We start from the raw sequence: 18,545 nt of genomic DNA, 5'->3' as shown, positions 1-18,545 counted from the left end.
CGCGGGGATGCCGACTCCGGAAGCCGGCCGCGCCCCCGGACGCCGTGCCACGCGCCTCGCCGTCGTCGACCCGGCCACCGGGGAGACCTTCGACGAAGCCCCCGACCAGCACGTGGAGGAGCTGGACGGCGTGGTCGACCGAGCCGGGCGCGCCTGGAAAGGATGGCGCGCCGACCCGGCCGCCCGCTCCGCGGGGCTGCGCGCCGCGGCCGACGCGGTGGAAGCGGCCGGCGACGACCTTGCTCCACTGCTCACCCGGGAACAGGGCAAGCCCCTGTCCGAGTCCTGCGCGGAGGTCGCCCGTACGGCGGCCCGGCTGCGGTACTTCGCCGACCTGGCCCCCAGTACCCGCCGGATCGACGACGGCCGCCCCGTGGCCGGCGAGATCCGCTGGCGCCCGCTCGGACCCGTCGCCGCGATCGTGCCGTGGAACTTCCCCCTCCAGCTCGCGGCGGCGAAGTTCGCGCCCGCTCTCGCGGCAGGCAACACCGTCGTCCTCAAACCGTCCCCGTACACCCCCCTCGCCACCCGGCTGCTCGGTGCGATCCTCGCCACGGTCCTGCCCGAAGACGTCCTGACCGTCGTCACCGGCCGGGAACCCCTCGGTGCCCGCCTCGCCTCCCACCCGGGTATCCGTCACGTCACGTTCACCGGTTCGGTGCCGACCGGGCGGGCCGTCGCCGCAGCGGCGGCGGCCTCGCTCGCCCGGGTCACGCTGGAACTGGGCGGAAACGACGCGGCCGTCCTCCTGGACGACGTCGACGTGGGCCGGATCGCGGACCGTCTGTTCTGGGCCGCCTTCCGCAACTGCGGGCAGGTCTGCATGGCGGTCAAACGCGTCTACGCACCGGCCCGGCTCCACGGCGAGGTCGTCGAGGCCCTCGCACACCGCGCGAGGACCGTCGTCGTGGGATCCGGCCTGGACCCGGGCACCCGCATCGGACCGGTCAACAACGCCCCCCAGCTGGCCCGGGTGGAGGAGGTCACACGCCGGGCCCTGGCGGCCGGCGCCAGGGCGGCGGCCGGCGGTCACCGACTCGACGGACCGGGTCACTTCTTCGCGCCCACGATTCTCACCGACGTCCTTCCCGACGACCCGGTGGTGACCCGGGAACAGTTCGGCCCGGTCCTGCCGGTGCTGTCCTACCGGAACCTCGACGAAGCCGTCGACGCGGCCAACGGCACCGGCTTCGGACTCGGCGGCTCCGTCTGGGGCACCGATCCCGACCGGGCGGCGGCGACGGCCGACCGGCTCGAATGCGGCACCGCCTGGATCAACCACCACGCCGAACTCTCCCTCGCCCAGCCCTTCGCAGGCGTCAAGGACAGCGGAGTCGGTGTCGCGGGCGGACCGTGGGGCTTCTACGGCAACCTCCGGCCGTTCGTCGTCCACCGGTTGAAGGAGGAAGGACGATGAGGTTCCGAGCCGCCGTACTGCGCTCGTACGAGGACCGGTTCGCGGTCGAGGACGTCGTTCTGACCTCCGGTCCGGCCGCCGGCGAGCTCCTCGTCAAGATCGCGGGGTGCGGAATGTGCCGGACCGATCTCGCGGTCCGGCGATCGGCCGGCCGCACCCCGCTGCCGGCGGTCCTCGGCCACGAGGGAGCCGGAGTCGTCGTGGCAGCGGGCGACGCCGTGGGCGGCACGACAGGTGTCGGCGACCACGTCGTGCTGAGCTTCGACTTCTGCGGAGAGTGCCGGAGCTGCCGCGGTGCGGCCCCCGCCCACTGCGACTCGTTCGCCTCCCTCAACCTCTTCGGAGGGCGCGAGGAGCACGCGCCGCGCCTCACCGACGCCTCGGGCAGAGCGCTGGCCCCCCGATGGTTCGGCCAGTCCTCCTTCGCCGAGTACGCCCTCGTCCCGGCACGCAACGTCGTCCGGGTCGACCCGGCCCTGCCGCTCGAACTGCTCGGACCACTCGGCTGCGGCTTCCTCACCGGTGCCGGAGCCGTGCTGAACACCTTCCGCGCCGCTCCCGGCGACACCCTCCTCGTCCTCGGCGCGGGAGGGGTGGGTCTGGCGGCGGTGATGGCGGCCGCCGCCGCCGGCGTACGGACCGTGGCCGTCGACGGGAATCCCGGCCGGCTCTCCCTGGCCGAACGGTTCGGCGCGATCCCCCTGCCCGCCTCGACGGCCGGGGCGGCCCAGCGCATCCGCCGGCTGACCGACGGCGGCGCGCAGTACGCCCTGGACACCACGGCCTCGGCCCCGCTGATCAACGAGGCACTCCGCGCACTGCGCCCCACCGGCGTTCTCGGTCTCGTGGCCCGTCTCCACACCGCGCTGCCGCTCGAACCGGGCACGCTCGACCGAGGCCGCAGCATCCGGCACATCTGCGAGGGGGACGCCGTACCCGCCCTCCTGATACCCCGGCTGATCGGTCTGTGGCAGGCCGGCCGCTTCCCCTTCGACGAACTGATCCGCACCTATCCGCTGGCCGACATCAACCAGGCCGAACGCGACTGCGACGCCGGACGCGTGGTCAAGCCCGTCCTGCTGCCGGAAGGAAGAGACCGATGAACGAAACGGCCACCACCAAGGACCCCCGCCGTCCCGCCCGCGGGGCCTCCTCGACCTTCGGTCCCGCCGGAGGGGACACGACCACCACGGCGGCGCCGCGGACCGACGCGGAAGGCGTGGACACGGGCGTGGGACTGACGGCCCTCCTGGTCGCCGCCGCACGCGCGATCGAGACCCACCGCCACGACAGCCTGGCCCAGGACATCTACGCGGAACACTTCGTGCGCGCGGCCGGGGCCTGCGCCCGCTGGCCCGTCCGCATCGAGCAGGTCCCGGACGGGGACGCCGATCCTCTGTGGGGGAGGTTCGCCCGTTACTTCGGCCTGCGGACGAAGGTGCTCGACGACTTCGTCCTCCGGTCGGTCGGTGCGGACGCCCGCCAAGTGGTCCTGCTGGGGGCAGGGCTGGACACACGCGCCTTCCGGCTGGACCTGCCGTCCGGCTGCGTCGTCTTCGAGATCGACAGGGCGGGCGTGCTGGCCTTCAAACAGCAGGTGCTCACGGGGCTCCGGGCCGTCCCGAAGGTGAAGCGCGTCGCCGTGCCGGTCGACCTGCGCGCCGACTGGGTGACCGCTCTGACCTCAGCCGGCTTCGATCCGGCCGCCCCGAGCGTCTGGCTGGCCGAAGGGCTGCTCTTCTACCTGCCGGGCCCCGCCGAAACGTATCTCGTCGACACCGTGCACCGGCTCACCACCGGGGGCAGCGCCCTGGCCTTCGAGGCCAAGCTGGAGAAGGACCTGCTGGCGTACCGCGACAGCCCGATCTACACGGCGACGCGAGAACGGATCGGCATCGATCTGCTCGGTCTCTTCGACCCGGGGCCACGCCCCGACTCCGCGGGCGACCTGGCGGCCAAGGGCTGGTCCACCGCGATGCGCACGCCCTTCGACTTCACCCGCATCCAGGGACGTGGTCCCCTTCCCGAGCCGAACGACGCGCTGGAAGGGAACCGGTGGGTCTTCGCGCACAAGCCCCGCCCCTGACCTCCGCCGACGACGCCGGCCGCGGGGACGCCCGTGCCGGGGCCGTGTCAGACGGCCCGGACGGTCACCAGCCGGTCACCCGGAATCCCGGCCATGTCCGGCGCGTAGTAGTCCCTGATGCCGGTGGCCCATGTGGCCACGGTGATGCGGTCCCCGGCGTCCGGGCCGAAGGCGTCGAACAGCGCGTGGATGTTCGGCTCGGCGAAGCCGATCGCCGTCATCAGCGACACGAAGAGCGGACGCTCGATCAGGCCGTCCCCGTCGGGGTCGCCCAGTGCGGCGAGCGCCTCGGCGAACTCGGCGATCGTGGGGCCGAAGCGCTCGGGATCGAGCACGAACGGACGGAACTCGTCGACGGTGATCACGCCGTCGCCGTTGGCGTCCAGCTCCGTGGCCAGCGTCGTCCAGTAACGGCGGAACGCGGCCCGGACGGCCTCCCTGGCCCCGTCGTCCGATGCGCCCGCCGCCTCCAGGACGCGCCCCGTCATGAGGTCGAAGTCGCCGGAGTCGAGGACTCCGTCGCCGTTGGCGTCGAAGAGGGAAAAGACCAGCTCGATGCGCTCGGCCGCCTCGGTTCGCATGTCCGTCACCTGTCTCCCGCGGTCCGTGGGTCCCGGACCTGGCTCACTGCGTGCTCCTGGGTAACCGTGCGAGGGCGGAAGCGTGACGGTGCGGCGGCCTGTGCCACCGGAAGGAGTGAGTTCGCCGACGTCCGGTCCGGGCGGCCGGGAGGGCCCGGTCCTTCGCGACCGCGCCCCTCCAGGGCGGGGCCCGCCGCCCGTTCAGCCCCGGGACGGGGCGGACGGCCGCGGGGAGCGGAGCACGAGCAGGGTGATCTCACTGGGGGCGAAGACACGGAACGGCGGACCCCAGAAGCCGGTGCCGCGACTGGTGTAGAGGAGGGTGCGGACGCCGTGGCGGCTGAGGCCGGCCAGGGCCGGCTGGTCGAGGCGGACCAGGTGGTGGAAGGGCCAGATCTGGCCGCCGTGGGTGTGACCGGAGAGCTGGAGGTCGACACCGTGCGCCGCCGCGCGGCCGATGAACTTGGGCTGGTGGGCGAGGAGGAGGACGGGGAGCTCCGGGTCGGCGCCGTGGAGGGCCCCGGCGAGGTGGGCGCGGTGGCCCGCGAGGCCGGAGGACTCGGCGGTGACGTCGTCGACGCCGGCGACCACGAGGGTGTCACCGCCGCGTTCGACCAGCAGATGGCGGTTGCGCAGCGGCTCCCAGCCCAGCTCGTCCATCAGGTCGACCCAGCCCTGGGCCTCGCTGTAGTACTCGTGGTTGCCGGTGACGTAGACACGGGCCCGGGTGGCCCGCACGGTGCCCAGCGGGGCGGCCTGGGCGCGACGGCGTTCGGCCGTGCCGTCCGCGATGTCGCCGGTGTGGCAGACCAGGTCGGCCTCCAGGGTGTTCACCGTCTCGCAGACCCGCGCCGACCAGCGGGCGCGGTCGAGCGGACCGTAGTGCGTGTCGGTGATCAGGACGACCCGGGTGCCGTCCAGCCCGGCTCCCAGACGGGGGAGCTCCACGTCGAGCCTGCGCACCCGCGGCACGCGCCGGGCCTCGGCGTACCCCCAGGCGAGCAGCACGGCGGTGGTGCCGAGGACGGCCCAGGTGACGATACGAGCCCGGTCCTGTCCGTCACCGGCCCCGGCCACGGTCAGGGCGGCCCGCAGCAGGGAGCCGAGGAGGACGGACCAGGTGAACAGGACCCAGACGCCGCCCAGCAGCGTGTCACCGACGATCGCCGCCCGGTCCCGCTGACGCCGGCCGTGGCCGTGCGCCATCGCGAGCGGCATACCGATCAGACCGAGGGCGAACAGCGCGGTGCCGGTCAGTGCGACGGGCAGCGGCCAGTGCTGACCGGTGTGCAGGAGAACCCAGCACGGCACGGCCCACAGCAGGACGGGGGCGATCAGGGGGAGGAGGCGCATGAGGCGCTGGAGTCGGCTCCGCGGCGCCCCGCCGGCTTCACCGGCGGCTGATCGGGTCTCGCTGGTCTCGGTCATGCTTCCCCTCCCGAGGTTCTCCTCGGCCGTGTCCGACGCGGCCCGGGACCTCATTGTCCGCCGTCACGGAGGGAGCCCGCCCGCGGGGCTCCGGCACGGGCGGTCCCCGGGCCCCGGGCGCGGCGGGCTTGCCCCGTCCGGGCGGGGAGCGCGGGGCGATCGCTTGATCGTCTCCGGGCGGGGTAGCAAGCCGGTATGGCTACTGACAACGCATCTACCGCCGCGAGCGGTTATGTGGAGCCCGAGGTCGACGTCCCGGCGCTGACCGAGCTGCTCGACGGCGAGTACGCCGGGATCCGCGATCTCGTCCGGACCAACCTGGTGAGGTACGCCTCCGTCCTCGAGGAGGCGGACGAGCTCGGCGTCGACGCGTTCCGCGAGAGGGTGCGCGAGCTCGTGGTCGAGATGGCCGCGACGGGCCAGACCGGCATGGGCTTCCCGGGCGGCTACGGCGGGGGCGACGACGTCGGAGCCTCGATCGCCGCCTTCGAGACGCTCGCCTTCGGCGACCTGTCGGTGCTGGTGAAGGTCGGCGTGCAGTTCGGACTCTTCGGCGGCGCGATCCTCCACCTGGGCACCGCGCGCCACCACGACGCCTATCTGCCGGACCTGATCAGCGGGAAGCTGATGGGGTGCTTCGCGATGACCGAGACCGGTCACGGCTCCAACGTCCAGGCGCTGGGCACGGTCGCGCGGTACGACGCCGGTGCCCGGGAGTTCGTCATCACCACCCACGGCGACGAGGCGCGCAAGGACTACATCGGCAACGCGGCCCGCCACGGCGAACTGGCGGTCGTCTTCGCCCAGCTGGAGGTGGGCGGCCGGTCCGAGGGCGTGCACGCGTTCGTCGTGCCGATCCGGACCGGCGGCGAAGTGGCCCCCGGCGTCCGGATCGAGGACGACGGCCGCAAGATGGGCCTCAACGGCGTCGACAACGGCCGCATCCGGTTCGACGGCGTGCGGGTGCCGCGCGAGGCGCTGCTCAACCGGTTCGCCGACGTCACCGCCGACGGCGTCTACGAGAGCCCCATCGACAACCCGGACCGGCGCTTCTTCACCATGCTCGGCACCCTGGTGCAGGGCCGGGTCAGCGTCGGCGGCGCCGGGATCGGCGTGGCCAAGGTCGCCCTCGCGATCGCCACGAAGTACGCGGCGCGGCGACGGCAGTTCCAGGCATCCCCGGGCGCCCGGGAGCAGTTGCTCCTCGACTACGGCCTGCACCAGCGCCGCCTGCTCCCGCTCGTCGCCCGTACGTACGCGCTGCACTTCGCGCAGGACGTCGTGCGCACCCACCTGCACGAGGTCTTCTCCGGCCTCACGGACGACGAGCAGGCGCGGCGCCGCCTGGAGTCACGGGCCGCGGGCACCAAGGCGCTCGGCACCTGGCACGCCACCCGGGTCGTCCAGGAGTGCCGTGAGGCGTGCGGCGGCGCCGGCTATCTCGCCGTGAACCGGTTCGCCGCCCTCAAGGCCGACAGCGACATCTTCACCACGTTCGAGGGCGACAACCACGTCCTGCTGCAACTGGTGGCCAAGGGTCTGCTCACCCACTACGCGAGCGAGTTCGAGGATCTCGACCAGCTCGGCATGGTCCGCTATGTCACCGGGCTCGCGGTCGGGACGGTCATCGAGAAGACGTCCGCGCACAAGCTGCTGGAGCGGGTGCGCGACCTGCTTCCCGGCGGCGACGAGTGGGACCAGGAGGCCGGGCTGCTCGACTCGGAGTACCACCTGGCCATGCTCCGTTACCGCGAGGAGCACATGCTCGCGGGTGTGGCCCGCCGGCTCAAGCGCGGGATCGACCAGAAGCGCGATCCCGGTGCCGTCTTCTCGCAGGTGCAGGACCACGTGATCGCGGTCGCCCACGCCCACGTCGAGCGGCTCGTGCTGGAGGCGTTCGTCGACGCGGTGCGGGCGCTGCCCGAGAGCGGCAACAAGGTCGCGCTCGGGCTGCTGTGCGACCTGTTCGCCCTGTCGACGATCGAGGCGGACCGGGCCTGGTTCATGGAGCACGGCCGGCTGACCGTCCAGCGTTCCAAGGCGATCAGCCGTGAGGTGAGCGACCTCTGCCGCAAGGTCCGGCCCCTCGCCGTCGACCTGGTCGACGCCTGGGGCATCCCGCCGGAGATGCTGCGCGCGCCGGACCTGGTGGGCTGATCCGGGTGCGGTCCCGCCTCCGGCCGGCACGGAGGCCGGAGGCGGGACCGCGAACGGGACCGGGATCGGCACCCGGACTCCCCAGGCAGGTTCGGTAAGGCTAACCTTGCCTCATGGCGAAGATCCACCGGCTCACACCGGAGCAGCCCGGCATGTTCCGGGCCGAGGTCGTGCGTTCCGCACGGATGTCCCCCTCCGTCCAGCGCGTGACGGTCACCGGTCCCGAGCTCGGCCGGTTCCCGTGGCTGGGCTACGACCACTGGTTCCGCCTCTTCCTGCAACTTCCCCACCAGCGCGGTGCGCTGAGGCTCCCGGAGTTCACCGGGACCCGGTGGTGGCAGCCCTACCTCGCCATCCCCGAGCGCGAGCGGCCCCACTGCGCCAACTACACCGTGGCCGGCTTCCGCGCGGACGAGGCCGAGATGGACATCGACTTCGTCCTGCACTGCGGCCCCACGGGCGAACTGGAGGGCCGGGCCGCGATCTGGGCGTGCTCGGCCCGCCCGGGGGACGCGCTCGCCGTGCTGGACCAGGGCATCCTGTTCGACCGTCCCGAGGACGCCACCGAGGTCCTGGTCGTGGCCGACGAGACCGGCCTCCCGGCCACCGCGGGCATCCTGCGCTCCCTGCCGCGCGACACCGTCGGACGTGTCATCCAGGAGGTGCCCACCGCGGGCGACCGCCGGACCATGGACGCACCGCCCGGGGTGGCGGTCACCTGGGTCGTGCGCCGCGACAGCCGTTCCGTGCCCGGCACCGCCGCCCTCGCCGAACTCCTGCGCCACACCTCGGTCGACGCCGCCGGATACGCCTTCGTCGTCGGCGAGTCGGCACTGGCCACCGAGGGGCGCAGGCACCTGCACCGCCTGGGGCTGCCGAAGGACCGCATCACCTTCTCCGGCTTCTGGAAGCACGAGACCAGCCACGCGGCCTGACCGGACGGGCACCGGCCGCACCCGGCACCCGTCCCGCCCGGCACCGGCCGCACCCGGCACCGGTCCCGTCCGGCACCCGACCCGCACGGCACCGGCCGCACCCGGACCCGTGCCGCCCGCTCCGGCGCCCGCCTTCGGCGGTTCCGCCCCGGCCCTACGCCCTGCCCACCGCGGCGCCGGGCGCTCCTGCCGTGCCCGGCGCGCCGGGGTCGTCGGGCGCGGCTGCCGCGTCCGGGCCGGCGCCCGGCCGCTCGCCGGCGGCGTCGCCCGGGCCCGCGGGGATGCCGAGCAGGCCGAAGAAGGCGCGGGACGCGGGCGTGTGGCCGGCCCGGCTCCAGACGGCGTACTCGACGCGGACCGGGCCGTTCGTCACCTCGACCGTGGTGACGCCGGCGAGCCGGCGGGCATAGGCGGCGGGGAGCAGGGCGATGCCCAGGCCCTGACCGACCAGCCGTGCCAGGAAGTCCGCGTTGGTCACCTCGAAGGCCACGTCCCGGACCAGCCCCGCCGCCGTGAACGCCTGGTCGGACTGGACCCGCCCGGCCGTCCCGGCGGGCAGGTCCACGAAGACCTCGCGCGACAGCCTCCGCAGACCGACCGCGGGGCCGCCGGCGAGGGCGTGGTCCGGCGCGACGACCGCCACCAGCCGGTCGCGGGCCAGCTCCCGGGCGTGCACGCCCCGCGGCGGCGCCGACGACGTCGGCAGCCCGAGGAACGCCACGTCGACCGCTCCCTGACGGACCTGTTCGGCCAGTTCCTCGCTCGCGCCCACCCGCAGACCGATGCGCACCTCCGGATGGAGGCGGTGGAAGTCGCGCAGCGCTCCTGGGATGTCGACCGCGGCGACGCTCGGAATCAGGCCCACGGTGAGCCGTCCGCGTACCTCGCCGACGGCGGCCGCGACTTCCGCTGCCGCCCGTCCGGCGGCGTCCAGGCACTGGCGCGCGGCCGGCAGGAACGCCGTCCCGGCAGGCGTCAGCCGCACCCGGCGGCTGGTCCGCTCGAACAGCCTCGCACCCAACTCCCGCTCCAGGCGCGCGATCTGGTGACTCAGCGCGGACTGGACGACCAGGCACCGCTCGGCTGCCCGGGTGAAACTGCCGGTCTCGGCGACGGCGACCACGTAACGCATCTGCTGGAGCTCCATCGATGCATCGTGATACGAGATCGATGGGCTGACAAGCATGTGTTGGACTCATGGATCGCCGCCCGGTGAAACTGGCCCCCATGACACGTTCCGTCGCGTCCACGGGTGTTCGCGCGCCCGGCGGACGCCTGCCCCGTACCCTGCTGACCGCGCTCGCACCGATGGCGTGGGGCACGACCTATGCCGTCACCACCGAACTCCTGCCGCCGGGGCACCCGTTGTTCGCGGCACTGCTGCGGGCCCTGCCCGGCGGCCTGATCGCCCTGGCGGTCACCCGCACCCTGCCGCGCGGGGTGTGGTGGGGCAGGGCGGCGGTGCTCGGCGTGCTGAACATGGGGCTGCTCTTCCCCCTGCTGTTCGTGGCCGCCGAGCGCCTGCCCGGCGGCGTCGCCGGGACGGTGGCAGCGGCCCAGCCGCTCGTCGTGGCACTCCTCGCCGTGCCGCTGCTGAGGGAGGGGCTGTCGGGCCGGCGTCTCGGGTGGGGGCTGGCCGGGGTGGCCGGCGTGGGCCTGGTGGTGCTCGGCCCCGGCGCCGCGTTCGACCTCGCCGGCTTCCTCGCGGCCCTCGGCGGCGCGTCCGCGATGGCGCTCGGGGTGACCCTCACCAAGCGCTGGGGGCGCCCCGCCGGGGTGGGGCCCACCGCCTTCGCCGGCTGGCAGCTGACCGCCGGCGGCCTGTTCCTGCTGCCGGTCACCGCCCTCGCCGAAGGGGCCCCGCCGGCGATCGGGCCGGGAGCCGCGGCAGGCTACCTGTGGCTCGGCACGGCCGGCGGCCTGATCTCCTACATCCTGTGGTTCCGCGGCATCGGCACCCTGCCCGTCGGCTCCGTCGCGGTGCTGGTCCTGCTCACGCCGCTGGTCGCCGCGGGACTGGGCGCCGCCCTGCTGGACGAGACCTTCGGCCCCGTCCAGCTCGCGGGCTTCGCCCTGGCGCTCGCCGCCATCGTCGCGGGCCAGCTCCCCGCGACCGGCGCCCGGCGCCGTGCGTGAGGCGGTGCCGGGCGCGGGTCCGTCAGCGGTTCAGTAGTTCTTCCATTCGTGGCGCGAGTACTCCAGCACCACCGGGTCCATCAGCGTGCTGGCCCGGACCTTCTGCGGGCGGCGGTCGACCGGGAAGACGGTGGCCGCCTCCAGGACCGCGTCGTCGAGGAAGCGCAGCGGCGGGAGGTCGTCGGCGAGACGCAGCTCCGGCGCTCCCTCCCCGCCCGGACGGGCGAGCACATAACCCCAGTTGCCGAAGCTGGGGACGTCCACCTGGTAGGCGGTCGTGCCGTAGCCCGCCGCGCCGATCGTCGCCGCGATCGACCAGTACGACTTGGGCGCGAAGAACGGCGATCCCGCCTGGACGACGACCTGGCTCTCGGCCGTCAGCACCTTCCGCAGCAGGTGGTAGAACTCCACCGAGTACAGCTTGGCCAGCGCCGCCGTGTCCGGGTCGGGGAAGTCGATGACGACCGTGTCGTAGCGTCCGCGCGCGTCCCGAAGCCAGTTGAAGGCGTCCGCGTTGACCGCCGTCACCCGCGGATCCGCGAGCGCCCGGCCGTTGAGGTCGCGCAGCGGCCCGAAGTCACCGGCCAGCCGGGTCATCGCGGGGTCCAGGTCGACCAGTGTGACCTTCTCGACGTCGTCGTAACGCAGCACCTCCCGCAGCGCGAGGGCGTCACCGCCGCCCAGGACGAGCACCGAGGAGTGCTCGCCCGACATCGCCGGATGGACCAGGGCCTCGTGGTAGCGGTACTCGTCCACGGACGAGAACTGCAGGTCGCCGTTGAGGAACAGCCGGGTGTCCTGCTCCCCGGTGAACGCGGTCGACCGTGTCACCACGATGTCCTGGTACGGCGTCGTCTCGGCGTGGATGATCGGGTCGCGGTACAGCTGCTGACGTGCCGTCACCTCGATGTCGTCGGCGAGGACGTACACCGTGCCGAGCGCGGCCATCACCACGGCCATCCCCGTCAGCAGGCCGATCCGCACCACCCGCCGGGTCTGGCGCCGGAAGATCCACAGGACGACGAGCACCCCGGCCAGCGCATTGACGCCCCCCACCACCAGGGCGCCCTTGAGCTGCCCGAAGACCGGCAGCAGCAGCAGCGGGAAGCACAGGCCGCCGATGAGGGCGCCGATGTAGTCGACGGCGAAGATGTCGGCGACCGCGCTGCCCGCCTCCTGGCGCCGGATGCGCTGCAGCAGCGTCATCAGCAGCGGGATCTCGGCCCCGATCAGGAGACCGACGACGAACGAGACGACCACCATCGCCGGCATGTAGACGCGCAGCCAGGCGAAGCACACGTACAGCACGAGCACCGACAGGCCGCCGGCGAGCGCGAGCAGCCCCTCGACGAGCGCGAAGGCGCCGACCGCGCGCTTCTGGAGGGGTTTGGCCGCGAGCGACCCGATGCCCATCGCGAAGACGATGACGGAGATGACGACCGAGGTCTGCATCACCGAGTTGCCGATGAGGTAGCTGCCCAGCGCCGTCAGCGCCAGCTCGTACACGAGCCCGCAGGCGGCGCACAGGAAGACCGCGAACAGCAGCAGGAAACGCGCCCCGCGCGAGTGCACGGGCCGTGCGGCCGCGGCGGCCGGAGCCGTCGCGGCCGGGGTGGTGGTGCCCACGGGTGCTACGAGACGGCGGCGCCGACCATGAAGGCCGTGCCGATGTACATCGCGGCCTGGACCCAGGCGGCGGGGTGGGGGCGGTCGCCGTTGTCGTCCAGCACGGCATGACCCAGCCTGCCGGGCGTCAGCAGGCCGACGATGACCGACACCAGGGTCATCACGACCACACCGGCGAGCCCGTACAGCAGGGTGCTCAACAGGCCGTAGTCGAGGCCCTGTTCGGACTCGCTCGCCCGGATGGACTGGTCGATGACGAGACCGATGGCGATCGTCTGGCCGGCCAGCAGGACCGCCGCGCCGCGGTTGCGCTCGGTCCACACCACGTGGACGAGCTTGCCGGGCGTGACGAGGTCGAGCGCGATGAAGCCGACCGCCATCACGACGAAGCCGACCAGGCCGTAGAGCAGGGCGATGCCTGCCGACTCGAATATCTCGGACACGGGGTGCCTTTCGGGTACGTCGTCGGGAAGTCCGGGCGGAGGAAGCGGAACGGGGCGGGGCGGGGCCGGAGGGGCCGGGCGGCTACTTGCCCTCGCCCGGGCCGCCGCCGCGGAAGGAACTGCTCGCCGGGTCGGGCCACATGCTGCCGATGCGCGTCTGCCAGCGGTTGTAACCGGTGCGGTAGTCGTCTATCTCGATCCGGCTGCCGCCGCTCGCCAGCGGGGTGACCGCGACGATGTCGTCCCGGTAGCGCAGCAGTTCCACGTCGGTGGAGCTGATGCGGTCCCGGGCGGCGGCGTGACCGTCGATCTCCTTGGCCACGGCCGGCAGCCTGTCGACCGTGTCGACGTAGCCCGAGCCGGTCGTCGCGGCGCTGTACTGCTGCCGGATCCAGGACGAGGGCACGGCGTTGTGGTCGTTGTCGTCGTCGTCGCTGCCGCAGGCGGTCAGCGCGGCCGCCGCCAGTATGGTCGCGCTGATGATTCGGGCGGTCTTCATCGGGCCTCCAGCCGGGTGTGCGTCGCCACGATCTGGCGGCTCTGCGGATAGGTGTGCCAGGTGCGCCAGCTCAGGCCGGAACCGTTCCGCTCGACGCACAGGGCGGTGACGGCCTCGGGGGAGCCGGGGAAAATGCCGTACAGCGCGGCCGCCTCGCCGTCGGAACGCTCGCGGATCCACGCGACCCGCTCGCTGAACCGGTCCCCGGGCAGCCGCTCGACCAGGGCGCCGAAGCGGTAGGTCCAGCCCTCGAACTCCCGTGCGGCGGAAGCCGGCAGGCCGCCCGCGACGCCCGGCAGACAGGCCACCGTCTCGCAGACGGGCCCGGCGAGGACCTGGTGCGAGGCGCCCAGCAGCCGCAGCTGGACCCCGGTCCCGCCGACGGACACCTCCCTGACGGCCAGTGCGTCGAGCCGGCCCTGATCCAGGGAGAAGGAGAGCTGATCCGCGTCCGTGTCCAGGTAAGGGGTCGTCAGTGCTATGCCGTTCACGCGCGGTCGGCCTCGCAGCCCCGGCGGCCGCCGGACGAGCGGCGCACAGCGCATGATCCGGACACATCCGCCCAGGTGGGGACAGCTCGGGTGCCGGCGGCGCATCCGGTGCCGACGACGGCGGACTCGGGCTTCAACGGTGATCCCCACGACATGGAACGGGCAGTGAGCGCGCCGAGTATGGCACAGCGTCGGCGCGCGCCCGAAGGCGGCTCCCGCGCGCGCTGCGCGCTCCCCGCCCCTGGCGTCCGGGCCCCGGACCCGTCAGCGCCCGCCGTCGCCGAGCAGCCAGTCGAAAGCGGCCCGGGCGGTGAACTCCCCCTGGCCGCCCGGGAACCGGAGGTCCGCCGCCAGGAAAGCCGGGTCGTCCGCCGTCGCCGCGACATAGGGGACGGCGATGCAGCGCATGCCCGCGGCGCGCGCCGCGGCGGCGCCCGGCGGCGCGTCCTCCACCACCACGCAGTCCGCGGGAGCGGCGCCCAGCCGCCGTGCCGCTTCCAGGAAGACGTCGGGCTCCGGCTTGCCCCGCGCCACCTCCTCGGCGGAGACCACCACCGGGATGTGCGCGTCGAGGCCGGTGCCCGCGAGGACGGCGTCGATCGCCGCCCGCGACGAGCCCGAGGCCACCGCCATGGGCACCCCCGCCGCCGCCAGCAGGCCCGTGAACCGGCGCATCTCCGGGAAGACGGCCGTCGACTGCCGCGCCAGCTCCAGATACAGCCGGTTCTTGCCCGCCAGCAGATCCTCCAGCGAGGCGTCGATCGCGTACCGGGCGCGCAGCACCTCCAGCGTCTCGCGCGTGCCGATGCCGATGAACGCGGTGTGCTCCTCCCAGTCGAAGCCGTCCACGCCATGGGCCTGGAGCAGCCTGCGCCCCGCCTCGTAGTAGTTGGGTTCGCTGTCCACGAGGGTGCCGTCGAGGTCGAAGACCACCGCGGGGGCGGATGAGGTGCTCATGGCCCCCAGCATGCCAACCCTCGGTCCGGGGGCGGCGGAGACCTGCTCACCCGGGTCGCCGCGCGGGACAACGGGCATCTGGAGGACGTGGTCCAGCGGTTGATCAGCCTGCCGGGCGTCGTGCGCACCCGCACGGAGATGGCGCTGCGCGAGCGGGTGGCGTACCGGGTGCTGCCGCTGGTCGAGTCGGTGGGCCGGACGCACTGCCCTGTACGTGGTTGCCGCCCGGTCGGCGGGCGACGCCGACTCCTCCGGGGCGTGAGGACACCCCCGCGCAGCGGGGGTGCGCCCACCGCCGAGCCCGCACGCGGCCGGCAACCTCAGCCGAACGCCCTCCAAGCGCCACCCGCGACAAGGGTTTTCCCCGTATCGCGTTCACCTCCGCGTTTCCTACTGTCTGCCGTAGCGGACGTCCCCGTGACGCCCTGGCCCGCGAGGTCCCCGCCCCGCCCGTCAGGTGCACGACGGACGGACGTCCGGTGTCGGCCCCACCCAGGGCCGACGTGCCGAGCGGCGGCGCGCGGGCTCACCCGGCCCGGGGGAATCGTGGGACGCAGCCCCCACGCTGAACGACCACGGTTCCCGCGCCGCACGCCCGCACCCCGACCGGGCTCCGGGCCCCGCCCCACCGGTCACCGCAGCCCGCGACAGCGAGATCCAGCCATCTACTGAGCAGATCCGCACCGCGTGACCCCGGCTACACCATCGGCCGCCCCCGGCCCTCCCGACACCCGCCCGGCAGGGCGTCCTCGCTGGTCAGAGCCGTGCGAGCCGCAGCGGAACCTCTCACTCCGCGCTGGAGGCAAGTCCAGACCTGTCCGTATGCCGGACAACGGGCCTGGACGCGCGCGGCAGGGTTCGTATCCTCTGCTCGAACGGGCAGGGGGCCCGCGCACGCCGGAAGGTGGTGGTGGGCCGATGGGACCGGCGGAGTACCGCGCCGCGCCGGTCGGGCGCACGGAGCTGCTGGCCCGCCTGGACCGCGTTCTGGCCACCGGCGGACGCGCTCTGCTCACCGGCCCGCCCGGGGTCGGCAAGACCGAGGTCGTGCTCGGTGTCGCCGCGCGGGCCGAGGCCCGCGGCGAGGCGGTGCTCTGGCTGGCCGCGCTGCCGGCCGACCGCGACATCCCGGGGGCGGCCGCCGCCGCGCTCATCGCCTCCGTCGCGGCGTCGGCCTCGGCCTCCGGCCGGCAGCACGGCCAGGAGCCGGACCAGGAGCCCGGCGCCGGCGTCCTCGACGGCCTCCCCGGCCCGCAGCGCGCCGCCGTCGCCATGCTGTGCCGTGAGGCGCCGATGCCCGAGGAGGGCTGCGACCCCGTCGCGCTGCGTCTCGCCCTCGCCCATGTGCTGCGGCGTCTCGCGGCGCGCGGCCCCGCGCTGCTGGTCCTGGACGGCGTCCAGTACATCGATCCGGCCAGTGCCGATCTGCTGCGTTTCGCCCTGCACCTGGCGCCCCCCGCCCTGCGCGCGCTCGCCGTGGACACCCCCGCGGCCTACCCGCCGGACCAGGAGGAGGGCGCACCCGCCGTGCCGGGGATCACCCCGTTGTGGGAGCCGTCCGAGGCGGATGTGGTGAACGTGCCCCCGCTGCACGCGGACGAGATCGCCGAGCTGCTCATCCACCACCGGCTGCCGTCCCGGATGGCGGGCCGCATCCACAAGGCCAGCGGCGGCAACCCGCGGCTGGCGCTGGCGGTGGGCCGGTCCCTCGCGGACGCCAGGACCCCTGTGCACCACGCGGAGGCGCTGTCGCTGTCGGGCCGGGCGCGCGACCTCGCCCGGGGGCTGCTCGGTGCGGTGCCGCAGGGTGTCCGGGAGACCCTGCTGCTCGCCGCGCTGGCGCTGCGCCCGTCCGCGTCGCTGATCCGGCGGGCCGGCCGGCCGAGCGCCGAGGCGGATCTGGCCGCCGCCGAGCGCGCCTCGCTGATCCGGCTGACCGAGGACGGCACGGTCGCGTTCTCCGCGGGTGTGCTGCCGTCCACGCTCGTCCACGACGCCTGCTGGTTGGAGCGCAGCACCGGGCACGCGGCGCTCGCGCTCGTCGTGGACGATCCGGTGGAGGCCGTGCGCCACCGGGCGCTCGCCACCGACGTCCCCGACGAGCGGCTGGCCGCGGAGGTGTCGGCGGCCGTCGAGACCGCGCGCCGTCGGGGCAACACCACCCTCGCGGCCGAACTGGCCATGCTCGCCGCGGAGTCGACACCCGGGCTGCACGGGGACCGGCGCATCACGCGGCTGGTGGAGGCCGCCGAGGAGGGGGCCCGCGCGGCCCGCGCCGACCTGGCGATGCGCGCGGCGACCGATCTGCTGGCACGCGACGCGGCGCCCGCGGACCGGGTCCGCGCCCGGCTCGCCGTGCTGGACACGGCCGGCCAGGGGCTCGCGGGCCTCGACGAGATCTACGCGCACGCCATGGAGGACTCGGAGGGCGACACCGCGCTGCGGGCCGCCGTGCTGCTGCGGCTGGCGATGAAGTACGTGCTGGCCGACGGCGACCCGGTGCGCTCCCGGGCGGCCGCCGTCGAGTCCGCGGAGCTCGCCGGATCGGCCGGGGACGACGGCACGGCGGCCAAGGCCCTGACCGTGCAGGCCCGGATGGACCGCTTCCTGGGCGCCCCGGACGCCGAGGGGGTGCTCGCCCGTGCCCGCGCCCTGGAGGTGGTGGAGCGGCCGTTGGGGGTGCGCAATGCGGCCCAGATCCTGACGGTCCGTCATGCCCTGTTCGACGACCGGCTGGTGGAGGCGCGGACGCAGCTGGCGACCCTGCTGCCGCTGGTCGAGCGGCGCGGCCCGGTCGAGGACGCGATCGAGCTGTTCCGCACGCTCTCCGAGGTCGAGGCCCGGCAGGGCCGGTGCGCCGACGCGCTCGCCCACGCGGGGCGCTCGCTCGCCCTCACCCTGGAGGCGGGCCTCTCCCCCGGCCCCGCCTGGTACGCGCTGGCTCTCGCGGAGACCGCGGGCGGCAGCTTCGCCCGGGCGGCGAGCTACGCCCGGCGCAGTGTGCGCGCCTCGGAGGAGGAGGGCGACCATGTGTTCCTCTCCCGCAGCCTCTACGCGCTCGGCCGGGTGCAGTTGCTCGTCGGGGACGTCTCCAACGCGCTGGAGACCCTTCGGCGCGTGCAGGCGAGCGAGCGGGGGCAGGGGGCGGTCGACCCCTCGATGCTGCGCTGGCACGAGGAGCTGGCCGAGGCCCTGGTGGCGTGCGACGGTCTGACGGAGGCCGCGGCGGTGCTCGACGGGGTGCGGCCGGTGGCGCACCGGCTGGGCCGTACGACGGTGCTGCTGGGCTGCGACCGGGCGGACGCGGTACGGCTGGCGGCGGGCGGGCGTCCGGACGAGGCCGCGGCGCTGCTGCGGGAGGTCGGCGCCGGCTTCGAGGCGGCCGGTCTGCCACTGGAGCACGGCAGGGCGCTGATCACGCTCGCCCGCGTCGAGCGCCGCAGGCGCCGGCGTTCGGCCGCCGCGCACGCCCTCCAGCAGGCGGCCACGGTCTTCGAGCGGGTCGGTGCGGTGCCCTGGCTGGCGCTGGCGTCGGAGACTCCCGCGGTCGCGGCGGAGGCGCCGGCCGCGGCGGCCGGCGGCGCGCTGTCGGGCCTGACCGACGCGGAGCTGCGGCTGGCCCGGCTGGTGGGCGAGGGCGCGAGCAACCAGGAGGCGGCGGCCAAGCTGTATCTGAGCGTGAAGACGGTGGAGGCCCGTCTGACGCGCATCTACCAGAAGCTGGACGTCCGTTCGCGGGCGCAGCTGGCGACGGCGCTCAACAGCTGACCTCGTCACTAGACTGCTGCA

Annotated in this window: 15 protein-coding genes and 1 pseudogene; 8 read left to right on the top strand and 8 right to left on the bottom strand. The window is 74.2% G+C overall.

The window, feature by feature from the left end; genetic code table 11:
- Window positions 1-7 precede the first annotated feature (7 nt).
- From EAO77_RS30120 to EAO77_RS30110, 3 genes are read left to right on the top strand one after another with little or no spacing between them, the layout of a single operon-like run.
- Window positions 8-1,417, top strand: a complete 1,410-nt coding sequence (locus EAO77_RS30120; RefSeq protein ID WP_147991497.1) for an aldehyde dehydrogenase family protein — start codon at window positions 8-10, stop codon at window positions 1,415-1,417.
- The gene (locus tag EAO77_RS30115) at window positions 1,414-2,520 is read left to right on the top strand and encodes an NAD(P)-dependent alcohol dehydrogenase (protein ID WP_147991496.1); all 1,107 of its coding nucleotides are present in this window, start codon (window positions 1,414-1,416) and stop codon (window positions 2,518-2,520) included. Before EAO77_RS30120 ends, EAO77_RS30115 begins: the two co-directional genes overlap by 4 nt.
- The gene (locus EAO77_RS30110) at window positions 2,517-3,503 is read left to right on the top strand and encodes a class I SAM-dependent methyltransferase (RefSeq protein ID WP_147991495.1); all 987 of its coding nucleotides are present in this window, start codon (window positions 2,517-2,519) and stop codon (window positions 3,501-3,503) included. The genes EAO77_RS30115 and EAO77_RS30110 overlap by 4 nt, the downstream gene beginning before the upstream one ends.
- Before the next feature lie 47 nt (window positions 3,504-3,550).
- Here the strand turns inward: EAO77_RS30110 and EAO77_RS30105 are convergent, their stop codons facing one another.
- Window positions 3,551-4,084 carry an EF-hand domain-containing protein gene (locus EAO77_RS30105; RefSeq protein WP_147991494.1) on the bottom strand — a complete coding sequence of 178 codons (534 nt, stop codon included), beginning with the start codon at window positions 4,082-4,084 and terminating at the stop codon, window positions 3,551-3,553.
- A gap of 201 nt (window positions 4,085-4,285) precedes the next feature.
- The gene (locus tag EAO77_RS30100) at window positions 4,286-5,512 is read right to left on the bottom strand and encodes a metallophosphoesterase (protein WP_147991493.1); all 1,227 of its coding nucleotides are present in this window, start codon (window positions 5,510-5,512) and stop codon (window positions 4,286-4,288) included.
- Between the two features lie 195 nt (window positions 5,513-5,707).
- Between EAO77_RS30100 and EAO77_RS30095 the strand changes: the two genes are divergently transcribed.
- Window positions 5,708-7,669: an acyl-CoA dehydrogenase gene (locus EAO77_RS30095; protein WP_147991492.1), complete on the top strand. Its 1,962-nt coding sequence runs from the start codon at window positions 5,708-5,710 to the stop codon at window positions 7,667-7,669.
- Between the two features lie 113 nt (window positions 7,670-7,782).
- A complete protein-coding gene (locus EAO77_RS30090; protein ID WP_187283477.1) occupies window positions 7,783-8,604 on the top strand; it encodes a siderophore-interacting protein in 822 nt (273 codons plus the stop codon).
- A gap of 154 nt (window positions 8,605-8,758) precedes the next feature.
- Here the strand turns inward: EAO77_RS30090 and EAO77_RS30085 are convergent, their stop codons facing one another.
- Window positions 8,759-9,751 carry a LysR family transcriptional regulator gene (locus EAO77_RS30085; protein WP_147991491.1) on the bottom strand — a complete coding sequence of 331 codons (993 nt, stop codon included), beginning with the start codon at window positions 9,749-9,751 and terminating at the stop codon, window positions 8,759-8,761.
- Between the two features lie 80 nt (window positions 9,752-9,831).
- On the opposite strand from EAO77_RS30085, the gene EAO77_RS30080 reads away from it, so the two are divergent.
- Window positions 9,832-10,740 carry an EamA family transporter gene (locus EAO77_RS30080; RefSeq protein ID WP_147991490.1) on the top strand — a complete coding sequence of 303 codons (909 nt, stop codon included), beginning with the start codon at window positions 9,832-9,834 and terminating at the stop codon, window positions 10,738-10,740.
- Window positions 10,741-10,770: 30 nt separating this feature from the next.
- On the opposite strand, the gene EAO77_RS30075 is transcribed toward EAO77_RS30080, so the two are convergent.
- From EAO77_RS30075 to EAO77_RS30055, 5 genes are all read right to left on the bottom strand, one after another.
- Window positions 10,771-12,366: a polyamine aminopropyltransferase gene (locus EAO77_RS30075; RefSeq protein WP_147991489.1), complete on the bottom strand. Its 1,596-nt coding sequence runs from the start codon at window positions 12,364-12,366 to the stop codon at window positions 10,771-10,773.
- A 5-nt stretch (window positions 12,367-12,371) separates the two neighbouring features.
- Window positions 12,372-12,809, bottom strand: coding sequence for a DUF350 domain-containing protein (locus EAO77_RS30070; protein ID WP_147991488.1), 438 nt, complete (start codon window positions 12,807-12,809; stop codon window positions 12,372-12,374).
- Between the two features lie 82 nt (window positions 12,810-12,891).
- Window positions 12,892-13,308, bottom strand: a complete 417-nt coding sequence (locus EAO77_RS30065) for a DUF4247 domain-containing protein (RefSeq protein ID WP_147991487.1) — start codon at window positions 13,306-13,308, stop codon at window positions 12,892-12,894.
- Window positions 13,305-13,799 carry a DUF2617 family protein gene (locus tag EAO77_RS30060; protein ID WP_147991486.1) on the bottom strand — a complete coding sequence of 165 codons (495 nt, stop codon included), beginning with the start codon at window positions 13,797-13,799 and terminating at the stop codon, window positions 13,305-13,307. The genes EAO77_RS30065 and EAO77_RS30060 overlap by 4 nt, the downstream gene beginning before the upstream one ends.
- Window positions 13,800-14,063: 264 nt before the next feature.
- Window positions 14,064-14,756: an HAD family hydrolase gene (locus tag EAO77_RS30055; RefSeq protein WP_147991485.1), complete on the bottom strand. Its 693-nt coding sequence runs from the start codon at window positions 14,754-14,756 to the stop codon at window positions 14,064-14,066.
- A gap of 30 nt (window positions 14,757-14,786) precedes the next feature.
- Between EAO77_RS30055 and EAO77_RS30050 the strand changes: the two are divergent.
- Together EAO77_RS30050 and EAO77_RS30045 are read left to right on the top strand one after the other, a co-directional pair.
- Window positions 14,787-14,954, top strand: a pseudogene (locus EAO77_RS30050) (Lrp/AsnC ligand binding domain-containing protein); the annotation flags it as partial.
- 720 nt (window positions 14,955-15,674) lie between these two features.
- Window positions 15,675-18,524, top strand: coding sequence for a LuxR family transcriptional regulator (locus EAO77_RS30045; RefSeq protein WP_261994197.1), 2,850 nt, complete (start codon window positions 15,675-15,677; stop codon window positions 18,522-18,524).
- Window positions 18,525-18,545: the final 21 nt, after the last annotated feature.

It is taken from the genome of Streptomyces sp. T39 (assembly GCF_008042045.1).
Taxonomy (GTDB): domain Bacteria; phylum Actinomycetota; class Actinomycetes; order Streptomycetales; family Streptomycetaceae; genus Streptomyces.
The sequence above is the reverse complement of the archived record's forward strand: the minus strand, read 5'-3'. Positions and strand labels throughout refer to the sequence as shown.

Excerpts from the sequence above, each read along its gene's own strand:
- EAO77_RS30120 (WP_147991497.1), top strand. The coding sequence starts at position 8 with ATGCCGACTCCGGAAGCCGGCCGCGCCCCCGGACGCCGTGCCACGCGC.
- EAO77_RS30115 (WP_147991496.1), top strand. The coding sequence starts at position 1,414 with ATGAGGTTCCGAGCCGCCGTACTGCGCTCGTACGAGGACCGGTTCGCG.
- EAO77_RS30110 (WP_147991495.1), top strand. The coding sequence starts at position 2,517 with ATGAACGAAACGGCCACCACCAAGGACCCCCGCCGTCCCGCCCGCGGG.
- EAO77_RS30105 (WP_147991494.1), bottom strand. The coding sequence starts at position 4,084 with ATGCGAACCGAGGCGGCCGAGCGCATCGAGCTGGTCTTTTCCCTCTTC.
- EAO77_RS30100 (WP_147991493.1), bottom strand. The coding sequence starts at position 5,512 with ATGACCGAGACCAGCGAGACCCGATCAGCCGCCGGTGAAGCCGGCGGG.
- EAO77_RS30095 (WP_147991492.1), top strand. The coding sequence starts at position 5,708 with ATGGCTACTGACAACGCATCTACCGCCGCGAGCGGTTATGTGGAGCCC.
- EAO77_RS30090 (WP_187283477.1), top strand. The coding sequence starts at position 7,783 with ATGGCGAAGATCCACCGGCTCACACCGGAGCAGCCCGGCATGTTCCGG.
- EAO77_RS30085 (WP_147991491.1), bottom strand. The coding sequence starts at position 9,751 with ATGGAGCTCCAGCAGATGCGTTACGTGGTCGCCGTCGCCGAGACCGGC.
- EAO77_RS30080 (WP_147991490.1), top strand. The coding sequence starts at position 9,832 with ATGACACGTTCCGTCGCGTCCACGGGTGTTCGCGCGCCCGGCGGACGC.
- EAO77_RS30065 (WP_147991487.1), bottom strand. The coding sequence starts at position 13,308 with ATGAAGACCGCCCGAATCATCAGCGCGACCATACTGGCGGCGGCCGCG.
- EAO77_RS30055 (WP_147991485.1), bottom strand. The coding sequence starts at position 14,756 with ATGAGCACCTCATCCGCCCCCGCGGTGGTCTTCGACCTCGACGGCACC.
- EAO77_RS30045 (WP_261994197.1), top strand. The coding sequence starts at position 15,675 with ATGGGACCGGCGGAGTACCGCGCCGCGCCGGTCGGGCGCACGGAGCTG.